This window comes from Lacrimispora sphenoides JCM 1415 (assembly GCF_900105615.1).
In the GTDB taxonomy this organism is placed as follows: Bacteria; Bacillota; Clostridia; order Lachnospirales; family Lachnospiraceae; genus Lacrimispora; species Lacrimispora sphenoides.
Genome location: NZ_LT630003.1, coordinates 3,043,167 through 3,058,892, shown reverse-complemented (window position 1 = coordinate 3,058,892; position 15,726 = coordinate 3,043,167). Strand labels below are relative to the sequence as shown.

Sequence of the window (15,726 nt, the reverse complement as noted above, 5' to 3'; positions counted from 1 at the left end):
GTAACAAAGGATGGGTTCGTATGTTCAAACATTGGTGGAGCGGTCCAGAAAAGCGCAGGAGATACTGGCCACCTATGACCAGGCTAAAACAGATGAGATTGTAAAGATGTTCGCAAAGGTGGTTTTCGACCATGCAGAGCCATTGGCAAAGCTGGCTGTGGAGGAAAGCCGCATGGGAGTTTATGAAGACAAGATTTTGAAAAACAAAGGAAAGTCCAGAATTATCTGGAATGCGATGAAAGGCAGGAAATCGGTTGGGATCATCGGAAGGGACGAGGAGGCAGGAATTATTGAGATGGCAAAGCCGATGGGCATCATTGCGGCAGCAACTCCCTGTACAAATCCGGTGGTTACACCCATGTGCAATGCCATGTTCGCTATCAAATGTCAAAATACCATTATCATCGCTCCTCACCCCAGAGGCAGGAAATGCGCGGCTGCAGTAGCAGATCTGTATTATAAGGAATTAGACCGGATGGGAGTGCCAAGGGATATCTTTCTTGTTATGGAGGAACCCAGTGTAGAACTGACCACAGAACTTATGGCAGCCTGTGACGCAGTGATTGCAACCGGTGGTATGGCTATGGTGAAATCCGCATATTCCAGCGGAAAGCCCAGCTATGGCGTTGGCCCTGGCAATGTGCAGGGATTGATTGACGAAGGAATCAATTACAAAGAGGCGGCAGGCCGTATGATTGCCAGCCGTATCTTTGACAATGGCATCATCTGTTCCGGTACCCAGAGCATTATCGCCCCGGAGAAGGATTATGAAAAGATCATGAAGGAATTCGAGGATCAGGGAGCATATGTGATCGATGATCCAAACGTGACTTCTAAGCTGGCGGAAGTGGTGTTCCCGGGTGGAACCATCAGTAAGTATGTAGTGGGCCAGTCCGTGCAGGCCATAGCTGGAATGGCAGGGATTTCTATTCCTGAGGACAGGAAGGTAATTGTTGTCAAACCGGAAACATATGGAGCGGGGATTGTGTGGAGCAAAGAGAAAATGTGTCCCATAATGGCTGCTTACAGCTACAAAACCTGGGAGGAAGCCGTTGAGATTGCTTACCAAAACCTGTTGGTGGAAGGGGAAGGCCATTCTGCAGATATTCAGTCGGACAATCGAGGGCACATCGAATATGCAGGGGTAAAGCTTCCAGTAAGCCGGGTAATGGTCAACCAGACCAGTTCCAGCATGGCAGGCGGGGCGTTTGCTAATTCGTTAAATCCCACCACGACTCTGGGCTGCGGAAGCTGGGGCAATAACGCCATCAGTGAAAACCTGTTTTTTACCCATCTGATGAATAAGAGCAGGATCGTTCTGGTTAAGAAGAACTGGAAGCAGCCGTCGGATGAAGAGATCTTTTTATAGGGAGAGCAGTCATGACAGAATTAATATTAAAAACACAAATCTCTTACTACGATACCTGCGCCGAGTTTGCAAAGGAATTTAAACTCGGAAGAGGCGATCTGGTATTGACCAATGAATACATATATAATCCCTGTTTTGGAACCCTGGGGCTGGAAGTGCAGACGATTTTCCAGGAAGAATACGGCGGAGGAGAACCTACAGACGTTATGGTAGACCAGATCCTTGAGGCAGCGGAGAGAAGGGAGTGCCAAAGGATTATTGCCATAGGAGGCGGTACGGTGATCGATATAGCCAAAGTGCTGGCTGTCTCGTCAGGAGATTCCTTAGATTCCCTGTACGAGGATCCGGCTTCTGCGATAAAAAGAAGGAAGCTGGTGATTCTTCCGACTACCTGCGGAACGGGCAGCGAGGTGACTAATATTTCCATTATCAACAGGACCAGGCTGGGAACGAAAATGGGCCTTGTATCGCCCGCTATGTATGCGGATGATGCGGTACTGGTCCCGGAGCTTTTACACGGACTTCCCTTTGGTGTATTTGCAGCCAGTTCCATTGATGCCCTGGTTCACGCCGTGGAATCCAGTTTATCTCCTAAGGCCACGCCTTATTCAAAGCTGTTCGGATACAAAGCCATTGAAATGATCATTAAGGGGTATCAGAAAATAGCGGCTGACGGAAGAGAAGCGTTAAAACCTCTGATGAAAGATTTCCTGATCGCCAGTAATTATGCGGGAATTGCTTTTGGGACTGCCGGATGTGCGGCGGTTCATGCCACCAGTTATCCTCTGGGAGGGAGTTATCATGTGGCTCATGGGGAAAGCAATTATGCCATGTTTACCGGAGTGCTGAAAAACTATATGGAAATACGCAGGGACGGAGAAATCGCAGTCTTAAACCAGTGCATTTCCGGCCTTTTGGGTTGCGGGGAGGAAGAGGTCTATGAAAAGCTTGACGAACTGCTGGGAACGGTCCTTCCTAAGAAATCCCTGCATGAATACGGAGTAAAGCCGGAGGAACTTCCGGTATTTGCAAAGAGCGTTATGGAGCGTCAGGGGAGGCTTATGGCCAACAATTTTGTACCTCTGGACGAAGCGCGGGTTTTAAAAATTTATAGGGAATTATATTAATTTCGGATCTTAAAGGAGGAAAAAGCAATGGCATTGATGACAGGGGAAGAATATGTGGAAAGCATGCGCAAAATGAAACTGAACGTTTATATGTTCGGGGAGAAAATTGACAATGTGGTTGACAACCCGGTTTTGCGTCCATCCCTTAATTCGGTAAAAGCGACCTATGATCTGGCACAGATGCCGGAATACGAGGATCTGATGACCGTGACCTTGGAGGATGGCCGCAAGATCAACCGTTTTGCCAACATACACAGGAATACGGATGATTTAATAAAAAAAGTAAAGATGCAGAGGCTCTGCGGCCAGAAGACAGCATCCTGTTTTCAGCGGTGTGTGGGAATGGACGCATTTAATGCAGTATGGTCCACCACCTATGAGATTGATAAGAAGTATTCCACCCATTACCATGAAAATTTCAAAAGTTACCTCCGCATGGTCCAGGACCGCGACTTTACGGTGGATGGTGCAATGACCGACCCAAAGGGTGACAGAAGTCTGGCTCCACATGCCCAGCCGGATTTAGATTTATATCTTCGGGTGGTGGAGCAGCGTGAGGATGGGATCGTAGTCAGAGGGGCAAAGGCCCATCAGACTGGTATCATCAATTCCCAGGAGGTAATTGTCATGCCTACCGTAGCCATGGGGCCGGAAGATAAGGATTTTGCCGTATCATTTGCTGTGCCCACGGACGCAGAAGGAATTACCATGATAATCGGCAGGCAGTCCTGCGATACCAGAAAGCTGGAAGGTTCTTCCATGGATGTAGGAAACAGTGAATTCGGAGGCGTGGAAGCCCTGGTTGTATTTGACGATGTATTTGTGCCCAATGACAGGATCTTCTTAAATGGGGAACATGAGTTTGCAGGCATGCTGGTGGAACGCTTTGCAGGCTACCACAGGCAGTCCTATGGCGGATGCAAAGTGGGAGTGGGAGATGTTTTAATCGGTGCCGCCGCACTGGCTGCAGATTATAACGGAGTGCCGAAAGCTTCCCATATTAAGGATAAACTCATCGAAATGGTTCACTTAAATGAGACCCTCTATTGCTGCGGAATTGCCTGTTCCGCGGAAGGCACGCCTACAGAATCCGGAAATTATCTGATCGACCTTTTGCTTGCCAACGTCTGTAAGCAGAATGTTACCAGGTATCCCTATGAGATTGCACGGCTGGCGGAGGATATTGCTGGGGGCTTTATGGTGACAGCACCTTCAGAAAAGGATTTAAGAAGCCCGGTCGTCGGCCCGATGGTGGAGAAATACTTAAAGGGAACGGCTGGAGTTTCTACGGAAAACCGCCTTAAGATTCTGCGCCTGATCGAGAATTTGACCCTTGGAACCGCAGCAGTGGGTTACCGGACAGAATCCATGCATGGAGCCGGTTCTCCCCAGGCCCAGAGGATCATGATTTCCCGCCAGGGTAACATTGGAAAGAAGAAAGAGCTTGCGAAAGAAATTGCAAAGATCCGGGATTAAGTAGGGGCTTAAATAGATTTCAACAGGGAGGTTTGGGAGTGTGAATTGGAAAGAACTATATTCGTCAAAGCTTAAGACGATGGAAGAGGCAGTAAAAATCATCAAGTCCGGCGACCGGGTGGTCATCAGCCATGCGGTGGGAGAGCCGGTGAAACTGGTGGATGCCATGGTGGACTATGTTGTAAAAATGGATTTGAGAGACATTGAGATCAACCAGCAGATCGATATGGGGCACTCTCTTTATGCCCGGCCGGGAATGGAAAAACATTTCAGGCAGAACAGCTTTTTTCTGGGGGCCAATACCAGAGACTGTGTCAACAGCGGCCGGGGAGATTTTACACCCTGTTTCTTTTACCAAATACCGGATTTGTTCCGTTCTTTCTTAAAGCCGGATGTGCTTTTAGCAACCTTCTCCCTGCCGGATGAGCACGGCTACTGCAGCTTTGGTGTGGCCTGTGATTATACCAAGCCGGCTGCGGAGATCGAGGGGGTAAAGGTGATCGGGGTACTAAATCCAACCATGCCAAGGACACACGGAGACTGCTTTATCCATATCAGGGACATTGACGTGATCGTGGAAGACGATACGCCGGTGACGGAGCTGTTAATCCCCGAGAGCGGTGACGTGGAGCTGGCCATTGGAGAGCATATTGCTTCTTTAATAAAGGATGGGGACTGCTTACAGCTTGGAATCGGGGGGATTCCTGATGCTGTTTTAAAATTCCTGGGAGGCAAGAAAAATCTGGGGATCCATTCGGAAATGCTTTCTGACGGCATTGTGGATTTATATGAGAAAGGCGTTGTTAATTGCAGTGCCAAGAATTTTAATCCGGATAAGATGGTGGTGTCCTTCCTTATGGGAACCAGGCGGTTGTATGATTTTGCAGATAACAATCCCTGCATTTACATGGCTCCGGTGGATTATGTCAATAACCCCGGGATCATTGGACGCAATGATAACATGGTATCCATCAATTCATCCCTGCAGGTGAATCTAATGGGAGAGGCCTGTTCTGAGGCTATGGGCCTAAAGCAGTTTTCCGGTATCGGCGGACAGGTGGACTTTATCCGCGGAGCCGCGTTCTCAAAAGGCGGGCGTTCCATCCTTGCATTTTCATCCACTGCCAAAAAGGGTACTATTTCCAGGATTGTCCCCTATTTGACTTATGGGGCGACTGTAACCACGTGCAGAAATGACGTGGACTATGTTGTGACGGAATATGGGATTGCCAGGATGAAAGGGCATACCCTAAGAGACAGGGCCCGTCAATTGATCCGGATCGCTGCTCCTCAGTTCCGGGAGGAGCTTGCGAGGGAATTTGAAAAACGTTTTGCTGAAAAATACCTGGAGGTGTAGGAATATGGATTGGAGAGAAATATATGCCTCAAAGTTAAGAACGCCGGAAGAGGCTGTGAAGGAGATCCATTCCGGTGATACGGTTCTGATCGCCCATGCGGCTTCAGAGCCAGGGATTCTTGTAAATGCCATGGTGGATTATGCGGTTGAGCAGGACTTGAGGAACATACGCATTGTCCAGCAGCACGATCTTGGGCCCTGTAAGTATTTAGGGCCTGGAATGGAGCGGCATTTCAGCTTTAACAACTTATTTGTAGGCCCTGCCAGCAGAAACCACATCGCGGCGGGGAAAGGGGATTATACGCCCTGCTTCTTTTATCAGATACCAGATTATGTGGTAAATGTGGAGCCTGCGGATGTATTTTTAGTCACCTTATCTCCGCCGGATGAGCATGGTTTTTGCAGCTATGGCATTTCCTGTGATTTTGCAAAGGAAGCAGGACAAAACCCAAAGACCAGGGTGATCGGGTCTGTGAATCCCAATATGCCAAGGGTCATGGGGGACAATTTTATCCATGTCAGCAGACTGGCGGCCATTGTGGAAAGTAACGAGCCGGTTCTTGAACATGGAAATTCCATGATAGGCGAAACAGAAGCTTCCATCGGAAGGCACATTGCTTCCCTTGTACGGGATGGAGACTGCCTCCAGCTTGGAATCGGCGCCATACCGGATGCGGTTTTAAGATGTCTGGACGATAAAAAGGATTTGGGAATCCATTCCGAGATGGTATCTGACGGAGTGGTGGATTTGTATGAGAAAGGAGTCATTACAGGAAAAAAGAAGAACATTGACAAAGGGAAAATGGTGGTTACCTTTATGCTTGGAACGAGAAGGCTGTATGACTTTGTAAATGACAATCCGGCCGTGTCCTTAATGCCTGTGAGCTATGTAAATGATCCCTTTGTCATAAGCCAGAATGATAACGTGGTATCCATCAATTCTGCGCTGCAGATCGACTTGATGGGGCAGGTATGTGCAGAGGCCATTGGATTAAAGCAATATTCCGCAGTGGGAGGACAGGTGGATTTTGTGAGAGGTGCAGCTGCGTCTAAGGGCGGGCGCTCCATTATTGCATTCCCTTCTGTCACAAAAGGGGGAAGTGTATCGAAAATCGTTCCTTTCCTTTCGGAAGGAGCAGCCGTGACGACCAGCAGAAATGATGTGGATTATATTGTGACGGAACAAGGGATCGCCCGTATGAAGGGAAAGACGTTAAGGGAACGGGCCAGAGCGCTGGTTAAGATTTCCCATCCGGATTTTAAAGAAGGACTTAAAGAAGAATTTGAAAGGCGTTTTTCGGAGCCGTATTAATGCGGAAAAGCCTTGTATTATCACGGGATATATGGTATGTAAGAAATACCGGGTCCTGCAGAGATGCCCGGTTCCAGGTCCGGATAGATATCATCCGGACCTGGAAGGTATCACTAGTCTTTAAGAAGAGAGCCCCAGCAGTCTCCTTGCCGCATCCAGTAATTCCTGGCTGGTTTCCTCTACCAGTACTACATCTGTGACAGAGGGAAAAGCGGCTTTGATTTCAGCCGCAATCAGTTCTTCGCTGGTGCGGCCGGCTGCGGGACATCCGGAACATTTGCCGGTTAACCGGACTTTTAAAATGTTGTTTTCCAGGCTCAGTACCGTGACGTTGCCTTCGTGTTTGGCCAAAGCCGGGCGCACCTTCTTATTGAGAATCATTTCAATCTGCTCTCTTGTTCCTATCATGGCAAACCCTCCTTTTGAAACAGTGTAACAGCAGGAAGGAGCCTTTGTCAATCCGGATACTGATACGAATATCTGATGAATACAGATAGGAAAAAACAATAAAAGAAAAGAGGGAATCGGTATGTCGGCCAATTTTGAACATTACAAAGTTTTTTATTATGTGGCTAAGTATAAGAACTTCACAAGAGCTGCCAATGCTCTTTTAACCAGTCAGCCTTCTGTGACCTGCTATATACAGAACCTTGAAAATGTGCTGGGCTGTAAGCTGTTTATACGGTCGAAAAAAGGCGTTGTTTTGACCAGTGAAGGGGAACTGCTTTACAGCTATGTGGCACCTGCCTGTATGCAGTTTATGCAGGGCGAGGAAGCCTTAAAGGAGAGACTGGGCAAACAGATTGAACAGATCAACGTGGGAGCCACACAGATGGCTATGCATTCCTATCTGCTGACTGGGCTTCATCAGTTTAAAGAACAATTTCCCCAGGTCAGGTTAAACATCTTCACCTATAACACGCCCCAGACGTTAAGCGAACTGAAGGCAGGAAAAATAGATTTAGGAATTATTACAACGCCGTTTTACTGTGATGAGAACATAAAGGCAGTCAAGGTAAAGACCTTCCGCAGCCTGCTGGCGGGAGGAAAGAAGTATGAGGAATACGGCGGAAAAACCAGCTACCTTTCGGAACTTTCGACCCTTCCGCTGATAACCATGTCAAATGTCACAACTACCTTTGCCTTTTTTCAGGAATTTTACCATTCCTGCGGCCTGGTCATGCAGCCGGCCATTGAAGTGGCAGGAATTGACTTGATTCTTCCGGTAATCGTGCAGAACTTAGGCATTGGATTTGTTCCCGAAGAGCTGGCCCGGCCGGCCCTTGAAAAGGGAGAGATCGTAGAAATAAAGCTGCATGAACAAATACCGGAACGAAGTATCTGCATTGTCAGCGACAGCCGCCGGCCCTTAAGCTCGGCTGCAAAGCAGCTTCAGCAGATGTTAGAAGGCCAATGTCCACAAAAGCAATGAGCAGTGCGGACTATGGTTTTAAAAAAAATGGAGGAACACCAGCATGGATTTCAATTTATCGAAAAAACACCTTCTCGCAAGAAGCCTGTTCCGGCAATTTGCCGAAAATGAAGCAAAGCCCCTGGCGCAGGAGACCGACGAGACGGAAAAATTTCCAAAATCAACCGTTGAACAAATGGCAAAATGCGGATTCCTTGGTATTCCGGTACCAAAGGAATACGGCGGCCAGGGCTGTGATCCTCTTACATACGTTATGTGCGTGGAGGAACTTGCCAAGGTATGTGCGGCAACTGCAGTCATTGTATCCGCCCACACTTCTCTTTGTATTGATCCCATACTTAACTATGGGAGCGAAGCCCAGAAGCAAAAGTACATCCCTGACCTGGCTTCCGGCAAGAAGCTTGGCGCCTTTGGACTGACGGAGGCCGGGGCAGGAACCGATGCCCAGGGACAGCAGACAAAGGCAGTACTGGATGGAGACTACTGGGTAATAAATGGCTCCAAATGCTTTATCACCAATGGAAAAGAAGCCGATGTTTATGTAATTATTGCTGTGACCGGCACGGTGGAAAAGCGTGGGAAAAAGATTAAGGAAATCTCCGCCTTTCTGGTGGAAAAGGGAACCCCGGGCTTTTCTTTCGGGACAAAGGAAAAGAAAATGGGGATCAGAGGTTCTTCTACCTATGAATTGATTTTCACGGATTGCCGCATCCCTGACGAAAACTTACTTGGAAGTAGGGGAAAGGGATTTCAGATCGCCATGCATACCCTGGACGGCGGAAGGATCGGTATTGCTGCCCAGGCACTGGGCATTGCAGAAGGAGCATTTGATTCCACGGTGAAATATGTTAAGGAAAGAAAACAGTTTGGCCGCAGCATCGGCCAGTTCCAGAATACCCAGTTTCAGTTAGCAGATATGGCAGCCAGGATCGAAGCAGCCAGGCTTCTGGTATATAAGGCTGCTATGGCAAAAGCCACGCAAAAGTCCTACAGCGTGGAAGCAGCCATGGCAAAGCTGTACGCGGCGGAGGCTGCCATGGATGTGACCACAAAGGCGGTACAGCTCCATGGCGGTTACGGATATATCAGGGAATACGAGGTGGAACGCATGATGCGGGATGCCAAAATCACGGAGATATACGAGGGAACCTCGGAGGTGCAGCGAATGGTCATATCCGGGAACATTTTAAAATAAGGAGGACTTGTTGTGAAAATAGTAGTCTGTATCAAACAGGTACCTGATACAAAAAACGGGGTGAAATTCAAGCCGGATGGCACTTTGGACCGGGGAGCCATGGCAAGTGTCATGAACCCGGACGACAAAGCCGGGTTGGAAGCAGCCCTTCGTCTAAAGGACCGGCATGGCGGGGAAGTGACTGCTGTCACTATGGGACTTCCTAAAGCAGAAGAGGTATTGCGGGAGGCTCTGGCCATGGGGGCGGATAAGGGAATCTTAATAACGGACCGGGTGCTGGGAGGGGCCGATACCTGGGCTACTTCCTCCACATTGGCCGGAGCAGTCAGAAACTTAGAATACGACCTGATTATAACAGGACGTCAGGCCATTGACGGAGATACCGCCCAGGTTGGCCCCCAGCTTTCCGAACATTTAGGCATTCCGGTGATTTCCTATGCCCAGAAGATCCGGGTAGAGGGAGATAATGTGGTTGTGGAACGTCAGTTTGAGGACCGGTATCACGTTTTAAAGGCAAAGCTTCCCTGCCTGATCACGGCGCTTTCAGAGCTTAACGAGCCACGTTACATGACACCGGGCGGTATCTTTGATGCGTATGATACGGATATTACGGTATGGGGAAGAGGGGATTTAAAAGACGTAGCGGATACGGACATTGGATTAAAAGGCTCTCCCACCCAGATCGCAAAGGCTTCCGATAAGGTGAAAAAAGGGACGGGAGAGATGATAAACGGAACCCCTGGGGAATCTGCAGCATTTATTGTAGAAAAGTTAAAGGAAAGACATGTTATTTAGCGGAAGAGAGGGGAGGCAGGCAATATGAATTTGGAAGAATACAAAGGGATCTGCGTTTTTGCACAGCAGACAGATAACCGGTTAAACAGCATTGCATTTGAATTGCTTGGAAAAGGTAAGGAACTTGCAAAGGATTTAAATACAGATGTGACCGCAGTGCTCATTGGTTATGGGATTATGGGGCTGACGGATGAACTTGCCGCATATGGTGCCGACAGGGTGATCGTCGTGGACGGACCGGAGTTTAAGGAGTACCGTGCAGAGCCATATACCCATGCACTTGCTTCTGCAATCAGGGAATACAAGCCTGAAATCGTTCTCATAGGCGCAACTGCTGTGGGAAGAGAGTTAGGGCCCAAAGTGTCCGCCAGAATTGCAACAGGGCTTACTGCGGATTGCACAAAGCTGGAAATCGGAGATTTTCCGTTACATCCAGTTTCGGGTAAGGAGCAGAAGCATGATCAGCTTCTGATGACGCGCCCCGCTTTCGGCGGCAATACCATAGCGACCATCGCCTGCCCCAATCATCGGCCTCAGATGGCTACGGTCCGTCCGGGAGTGATGCGTACCGCCGGGAAGATTCAGGGCAGAAAGGCTGTGATCGAGGAATTAAATCCTGGCTTTCATCATAGCATGTACGATACAGAGATTCTGGAGATTGTGAAAGCTGTAAATGAAACCGCTGACATTATGGACGCTAACATACTGGTGTCAGGGGGGCGCGGCATAGGCTGTCCGGAAAACTTCCGCCTGCTGGAAGAACTTGCAAGTGCACTGGGCGGAGAGGTAAGCTGCTCAAGGGCCGTTGTGGACGCGGGCTGGAAGCCCAAGGATTTACAGGTGGGGCAGACCGGAAAGACCGTTCGTCCCAATGTGTATTTTGCCGTAGGAATTTCCGGGGCAATCCAGCATGTGGCAGGTATGGAAGAGTCTGATCTGATCATTGCAATCAATAAGGATGAAAGCGCCCCCATTTTTGAGGTCGCAGATTACGGGATTACCGGTGACTGGAAGAAAATCGTTCCGGAACTGACCAGGCAGCTTCAGGCAGTCAGGGCCGGAATATAAGGATCTCAGTCTGATTGGTTATTGAAATAGAGATTATGGTATGTTATAATAGTTTATATCGGTCCAGAGAGAAAGAGAGCGCAGCAGGACAACTGAAAAGTTGTCTTTTGTGTGCGCTTTTTTTGTTGGATGAAAAAAAGGTATCTTATTTGAAGCCATTATTTACAGGAGGGGTTGAAAAATATGTATCAGACAATCATCATTGAAGATGACCCTATCGTTGCTTCTATTAATCGTCATTTTGTAGAATTAAATAAAGATATGGAAGTATGCGGTTGTTTTAGCAATGGACAGGATGCTCTGAACTACTTAGAGGGGCATTCCGTAGATTTGGCCATCACGGAACTGTATATGCCGAAAATGGATGGAATGGAGCTTCTGCGGGAGATCCGGAGACAGGAGAAGGATCTGGATGTCATAGTAGTAAGTTCCGCCAATGATGTAAAGCATGTTAAGAAGTTTCTTTCGCTTGGAATTATCGACTATCTGATAAAACCATTTGAATATACCAGGTTTAACCATGCTTTGGAGAAGTTTACGAAAAGTCAGGAACTTCTGAAACCTCGTAATTTCTCCCAGTCCCAATTAGATAAGCTTTTTTACATTTCTTCTCTGCCCCAGGCAGAAGAAAACAGCAAGGGAATCCAGGAAGCTACCTTAAGCAGTATATTGGATTATATGAAAGTGCACCAGCTGGATCCAATGACAAGCGATATGATAGCCAAAGAGGTACGGTTGTCCAGTGTGACGGTCAGAAGGTACATGAACTATCTGTTGGAAAAGCAGAGGGTTATCAGTGACATTGATTATAACACCGGAGGAAGGCCCAGTGTTGTTTACCGTTACATAATCGAAGAGGAGTGCCTGGCAGAGTGAGAAAAGTGCCGGAAACACTGGGCAGGTGTTCCGGCCTTTTTCTTTTCTTATTGGTCACATTAACAGGATAGTAAAGGTATATTTATGCCCAGGGAATCGCGCTGTAGAGAAGTACTGCAGCTAAGGCACCGATCAGGGGCCCGAATAACACGACGGGAGCATATTTCCAGTTGGAGCTGCCTTTATCCTTGATAGGAAGAACGGCGTGAGCAAGCCGGGGGCCTAAATCTCTGGCAGGATTGATGGCGTATCCGGTCAAACCTCCAAGGGACATACCGATGGAAACGATGATTCCAAACACAAAGAAGTTACCTAGTCCAGGAACCGCTCCTGTCTGTCCGATGCCTTTAATGGCAAATACAAGAACAAATGTTCCGATAATTTCACTTAACAGGTTGCGGCCGGTGTTGGGAATCGCCGGTGAAGTACAGAAAACACCTCGTTTCGTGGCCTGGCTCTCCGTTGCATCAAGCTGATCCTTAAACAATAAGTAAACCAGGATTGCACCGGTAAATGCTCCTGCAAATTGTGCGATCACATATCCCGGAACAAGGTCCCATGGAAGGCTTCCGTCTGCCGCCAGGGCAATGGTAAGAGCCGGATTAAAATGGGCTCCGGAAGCTGCGCCGAAGATGAAAGCAGGTATCATAACCGCTAACCCCCAAGCAAAGGAGACCTGGACGGAGCCTCCACCCTTCATACCGGACTTATCCAGGTTAACATTGGCGACCACGCCATCTCCAAGCAAAATCAAAATCATAGTTCCTAAAAATTCTGCTATATACATTAACATACGTTTCCTCCCTGAAACTTTTATTTAGTTTTCTAATCTTCTTTTGCCCAATCAAAGGAATATTTCACAGCTCTGTTCCAGCCATTGATCCTCTTGGTTCTTTCTTCCCCGCAGATAACAGGCTCAAAGGTCCTGTCAATGGCCCAGTTCTTTATAACATCTTCCTTGTTTTCCCAATATCCCACTGCCAGGCCTGCCAGATAAGCGGCGCCCATTGCAGTAGTTTCCACACATTGAGGGCGGTTTACAGGTGCATTTATGATATCTGCCTGTGTCTGCATAAGGTAATTGTTGGCACTGGCTCCTCCGTCAACCTTTAAGGAGGCCAGTTCGATTCCAGAATCCGATCTCATTGCCTGCAGCACGTCATTGACCTGATAGGCCAGGGAATCCAGGGTGGCGCGGATAATGTGGCACTTGTTCACGCCCCGTGTAATTCCTACCACAGTGCCTCTGGCGTACTGATCCCAGTGGGGAGCCCCCAGTCCTGTAAAAGCAGGAACGACGTAACAGCCGTTGGTATCTTTTACCTTGCGTGCCATATATTCGGAATCCTGAGCGGAATCAATGAATTTTAGTTCGTCCCGAAGCCACTGGACGGCGGCTCCTGCTACGAAGATGGAGCCCTCCAGGGCATAATTCACTTTTCCATCCAGTCCCCAGGCAATGGTAGTTACCAGGCCGTTGCTGGAGAATACAGGCTTTTCTCCGGTGTTCATCAGTAAGAAGCACCCGGTTCCGTATGTATTTTTAGCCTCACCTGCGGTAAAGCAGGTCTGCCCGAAAAGTGCTGCCTGCTGATCCCCTGCCGCGCCGCTGACCGGAATAGGACCGCCAAAGAACTGAGAGTCGGATTCTCCGTATATGCAGCTTGAGGGTTTTGCCTGGGGCAGCAGGGACTTTGGAATGTTAAGTTCTGTAAGAATGTCATCGTCCCATTCTAAGGTATTGATATTAAACATCATGGTCCGGGAAGCGTTGGAGTAATCGGTTACGTGAACCCGTCCCTTCGTCAGTTTCCAAATCAGCCATGTTTCTACGGTTCCGAATAAGAGTTCTCCTCTTTCGGCCCTTTCTCTTGCCCCCTCTACGTTGTCCAGAATCCATTTTAATTTGGTTCCGGAAAAATAAGCATCAATGACCAGTCCGGTTTTGGAGCGGAAGGTGTCGACCAATCCTTTTGCCTTTAAGGAATCGCAATATTCAGAAGTTCTGCGGCATTGCCATACGATTGCGTGATAAACTGGATCGCCGGTTGCCTTATCCCATACGATAGTAGTTTCTCTCTGGTTGGTGATTCCGATTGCAGAAATGTCTTCTGAAGAAGCACCTATTTTGGACATAGCCTCCACTGCAACCCCCAATTGCGTGGACCAAATCTCATTTGCATCGTGCTCTACCCAGCCGGGTTTTGGAAAATACTGAGTAAATTCCTTTTGAGCAACGCTGCATATTTCCCCTTTTTCATTGAACAGAATACACCGGTTACTTGTTGTGCCCGCATCCAATGCCATTACATACTTTGCCATAAAAAATCTCCTTTTCCTTTAATTTTTAATCATTATAGGAGAACCCTGGCGAAAAAAGAAGAATAAGAAAGTAAAGAATGAATTACGTAAGTAAGAAACGCAAGTCCATTTATTTTACTTTCATAATGTGTTCAATACTTTCCAATGATTCCGCTCACTTCTGATATATGATAAATTATTATCAATGTAAGAGGTTGGGAGGTTTTATACAATGGTTTACAGCTATTATCCGGGCTGCACATTGAAGGCAAAGGCGAAGAAGCTGGACCGCTATGCCAGGGATTGTGCCCAAATATTTGAGATTGAGCTGGAAGAGATAAAAGACTGGCAATGCTGCGGAGGCGTCTACCCTGGGATGGCAGACGAACTGGCTACACGCCTTTCTCCTGTGCGCGCATTAAGAGAGGCCGGGGATAAAAAGCAGGATCTGGTGACTGTATGCTCTGCATGTCACCACGTGATAAAAAGAGTGAATGAGGATGTAAAGACCTCCGGAGAAATAAGGAGGAAGATTAACGCTTATCTGGAACCTGAGAATGGTTATGAAGGTGAGACAAAGGTGATCCACTACTTAGAACTGCTTCGCGACCGGATAGGCTTTGACCGGATCAGGGAAAAAGTAAAACAACCTCTTAATGGAAAGAAGATAGCTCCCTATTATGGCTGCCTGCTTTTAAGGCCTTTTGAAGTAATGAAATTTGACGATCCGGAAAATCCTTCGGTTATGGAAGAGTTTCTCCTTGCAATCGGCGCAAAACCGGTTCACTACGCTTTAAAAAACGAGTGCTGCGGCGGATATGTGACCATGGAAGATGAGGAATTTGCTTCTAAAAAAAGTTCCTCTATTATGGAAGCTGCTATGGACCAGGGAGCGGAAGGCATGATTACAGCCTGTCCCCTATGTAAATACAATCTGGAAAACGGCGGTCTGAAAGATGGCATTCCGGTCTACTATTTTACGGAACTTTTTGCGGAAGCTTTGGGAGTGAAAGAACAGGAGGAAGAAACGTGAGGGAAGAAATTTTAAGGATCAGCGGTGTAAACCCCTTAAAATGCATGAAATGCGGAAAATGTACCGCTTCCTGCCCTGCATTTGAAAAGATGGAATATCACCCTCATCAATTTGTGGAAATGGTTCAAAACAATCATATCACCCCTCTTTTGGAATCGGAGTCCCAGTATTACTGTATGTCCTGTCTGGTCTGTGAGGAGCGGTGCCCCAGAGGGGTAAAGCCTCAGAAACTCATAGAAGCCGTCCAGGTTTTAAAGTTAAGGGCGTCGGAGGGGAACCGGCTGAAACCCCAGGATATAGCGGAGCGGCTGGATCCTTCGCTTCCCCAGCAGGCCCTAATGGCAGCATTCAGAAAGTACAGCAGGTGACAAAAGAAAGGAGGGGA

At 47.9% G+C, this 15,726-nt stretch carries 15 protein-coding genes; 12 read left to right on the top strand and 3 right to left on the bottom strand.

The window, feature by feature from the left end; all coding sequences use genetic code 11:
• Positions 1-10: 10 nt before the first annotated feature.
• Genes BMX69_RS13770 through BMX69_RS13750 form a run of 5 tightly spaced genes read left to right on the top strand, consistent with a single transcriptional unit; the run spans position 11 to position 6,641 of the window.
• A complete protein-coding gene (locus tag BMX69_RS13770; protein WP_054790387.1) occupies positions 11-1,369 on the top strand; it encodes an aldehyde dehydrogenase family protein in 1,359 nt (452 codons plus the stop codon).
• 11 nt (positions 1,370-1,380) lie between these two features.
• The gene (locus BMX69_RS13765; protein WP_054790386.1) at positions 1,381-2,496 is read left to right on the top strand and encodes a 4-hydroxybutyrate dehydrogenase; all 1,116 of its coding nucleotides are present in this window, start codon (positions 1,381-1,383) and stop codon (positions 2,494-2,496) included.
• A 27-nt stretch (positions 2,497-2,523) separates the two neighbouring features.
• A complete protein-coding gene (locus tag BMX69_RS13760) occupies positions 2,524-3,972 on the top strand; it encodes a 4-hydroxyphenylacetate 3-hydroxylase family protein (RefSeq protein ID WP_025234508.1) in 1,449 nt (482 codons plus the stop codon).
• A gap of 40 nt (positions 3,973-4,012) precedes the next feature.
• Complete coding sequence (locus BMX69_RS13755) at positions 4,013-5,329, top strand: acetyl-CoA hydrolase/transferase family protein (protein WP_100042641.1); 1,317 nt, start codon at positions 4,013-4,015, stop codon at positions 5,327-5,329.
• 4 nt (positions 5,330-5,333) lie between these two features.
• Positions 5,334-6,641 carry an acetyl-CoA hydrolase/transferase family protein gene (locus BMX69_RS13750; protein WP_100042640.1) on the top strand — a complete coding sequence of 436 codons (1,308 nt, stop codon included), beginning with the start codon at positions 5,334-5,336 and terminating at the stop codon, positions 6,639-6,641.
• A gap of 120 nt (positions 6,642-6,761) precedes the next feature.
• On the opposite strand, the gene BMX69_RS13745 is transcribed toward BMX69_RS13750, so the two are convergent.
• Entirely contained in the window at positions 6,762-7,049 is a 288-nt protein-coding gene (locus BMX69_RS13745; RefSeq protein ID WP_025234505.1) for a NifU family protein, read from the bottom strand.
• A gap of 121 nt (positions 7,050-7,170) precedes the next feature.
• On the opposite strand from BMX69_RS13745, the gene BMX69_RS13740 reads away from it, so the two are divergent.
• The 5 genes from BMX69_RS13740 (at position 7,171) to BMX69_RS13720 (ending at position 12,007) form a co-directional block, all read left to right on the top strand.
• The gene (locus BMX69_RS13740; protein WP_092244239.1) at positions 7,171-8,073 is read left to right on the top strand and encodes a LysR family transcriptional regulator; all 903 of its coding nucleotides are present in this window, start codon (positions 7,171-7,173) and stop codon (positions 8,071-8,073) included.
• Between the two features lie 43 nt (positions 8,074-8,116).
• Positions 8,117-9,268, top strand: a complete 1,152-nt coding sequence (locus BMX69_RS13735; protein ID WP_100042639.1) for an acyl-CoA dehydrogenase — start codon at positions 8,117-8,119, stop codon at positions 9,266-9,268.
• A 12-nt stretch (positions 9,269-9,280) separates the two neighbouring features.
• Positions 9,281-10,063, top strand: a complete 783-nt coding sequence (locus BMX69_RS13730; RefSeq protein ID WP_054790384.1) for an electron transfer flavoprotein subunit beta/FixA family protein — start codon at positions 9,281-9,283, stop codon at positions 10,061-10,063.
• 24 nt (positions 10,064-10,087) lie between these two features.
• The gene (locus BMX69_RS13725) at positions 10,088-11,131 is read left to right on the top strand and encodes an electron transfer flavoprotein subunit alpha/FixB family protein (RefSeq protein ID WP_054790383.1); all 1,044 of its coding nucleotides are present in this window, start codon (positions 10,088-10,090) and stop codon (positions 11,129-11,131) included.
• Positions 11,132-11,314: 183 nt separating this feature from the next.
• Positions 11,315-12,007 carry a response regulator gene (locus tag BMX69_RS13720; protein WP_100042638.1) on the top strand — a complete coding sequence of 231 codons (693 nt, stop codon included), beginning with the start codon at positions 11,315-11,317 and terminating at the stop codon, positions 12,005-12,007.
• 82 nt (positions 12,008-12,089) lie between these two features.
• Here BMX69_RS13720 and BMX69_RS13715 read toward each other — a convergent pair whose 3' ends face one another.
• On the bottom strand, positions 12,090-12,800 hold the full coding sequence (locus BMX69_RS13715; RefSeq protein ID WP_054790381.1) for an MIP/aquaporin family protein: 711 nt from the start codon (positions 12,798-12,800) through the stop codon (positions 12,090-12,092).
• Between the two features lie 32 nt (positions 12,801-12,832).
• Complete coding sequence (glpK, locus tag BMX69_RS13710; RefSeq protein ID WP_100042637.1) at positions 12,833-14,329, bottom strand: glycerol kinase GlpK; 1,497 nt, start codon at positions 14,327-14,329, stop codon at positions 12,833-12,835.
• 211 nt (positions 14,330-14,540) lie between these two features.
• Between glpK and BMX69_RS13705 the strand changes: the two genes are divergently transcribed.
• Both BMX69_RS13705 and BMX69_RS13700 read left to right on the top strand, forming a co-directional pair.
• Positions 14,541-15,341 carry a CoB--CoM heterodisulfide reductase iron-sulfur subunit B family protein gene (locus BMX69_RS13705; protein ID WP_100042636.1) on the top strand — a complete coding sequence of 267 codons (801 nt, stop codon included), beginning with the start codon at positions 14,541-14,543 and terminating at the stop codon, positions 15,339-15,341.
• Positions 15,338-15,709 carry a 4Fe-4S dicluster domain-containing protein gene (locus BMX69_RS13700; RefSeq protein WP_025234496.1) on the top strand — a complete coding sequence of 124 codons (372 nt, stop codon included), beginning with the start codon at positions 15,338-15,340 and terminating at the stop codon, positions 15,707-15,709. The genes BMX69_RS13705 and BMX69_RS13700 overlap by 4 nt, the downstream gene beginning before the upstream one ends.
• Positions 15,710-15,726: the final 17 nt, after the last annotated feature.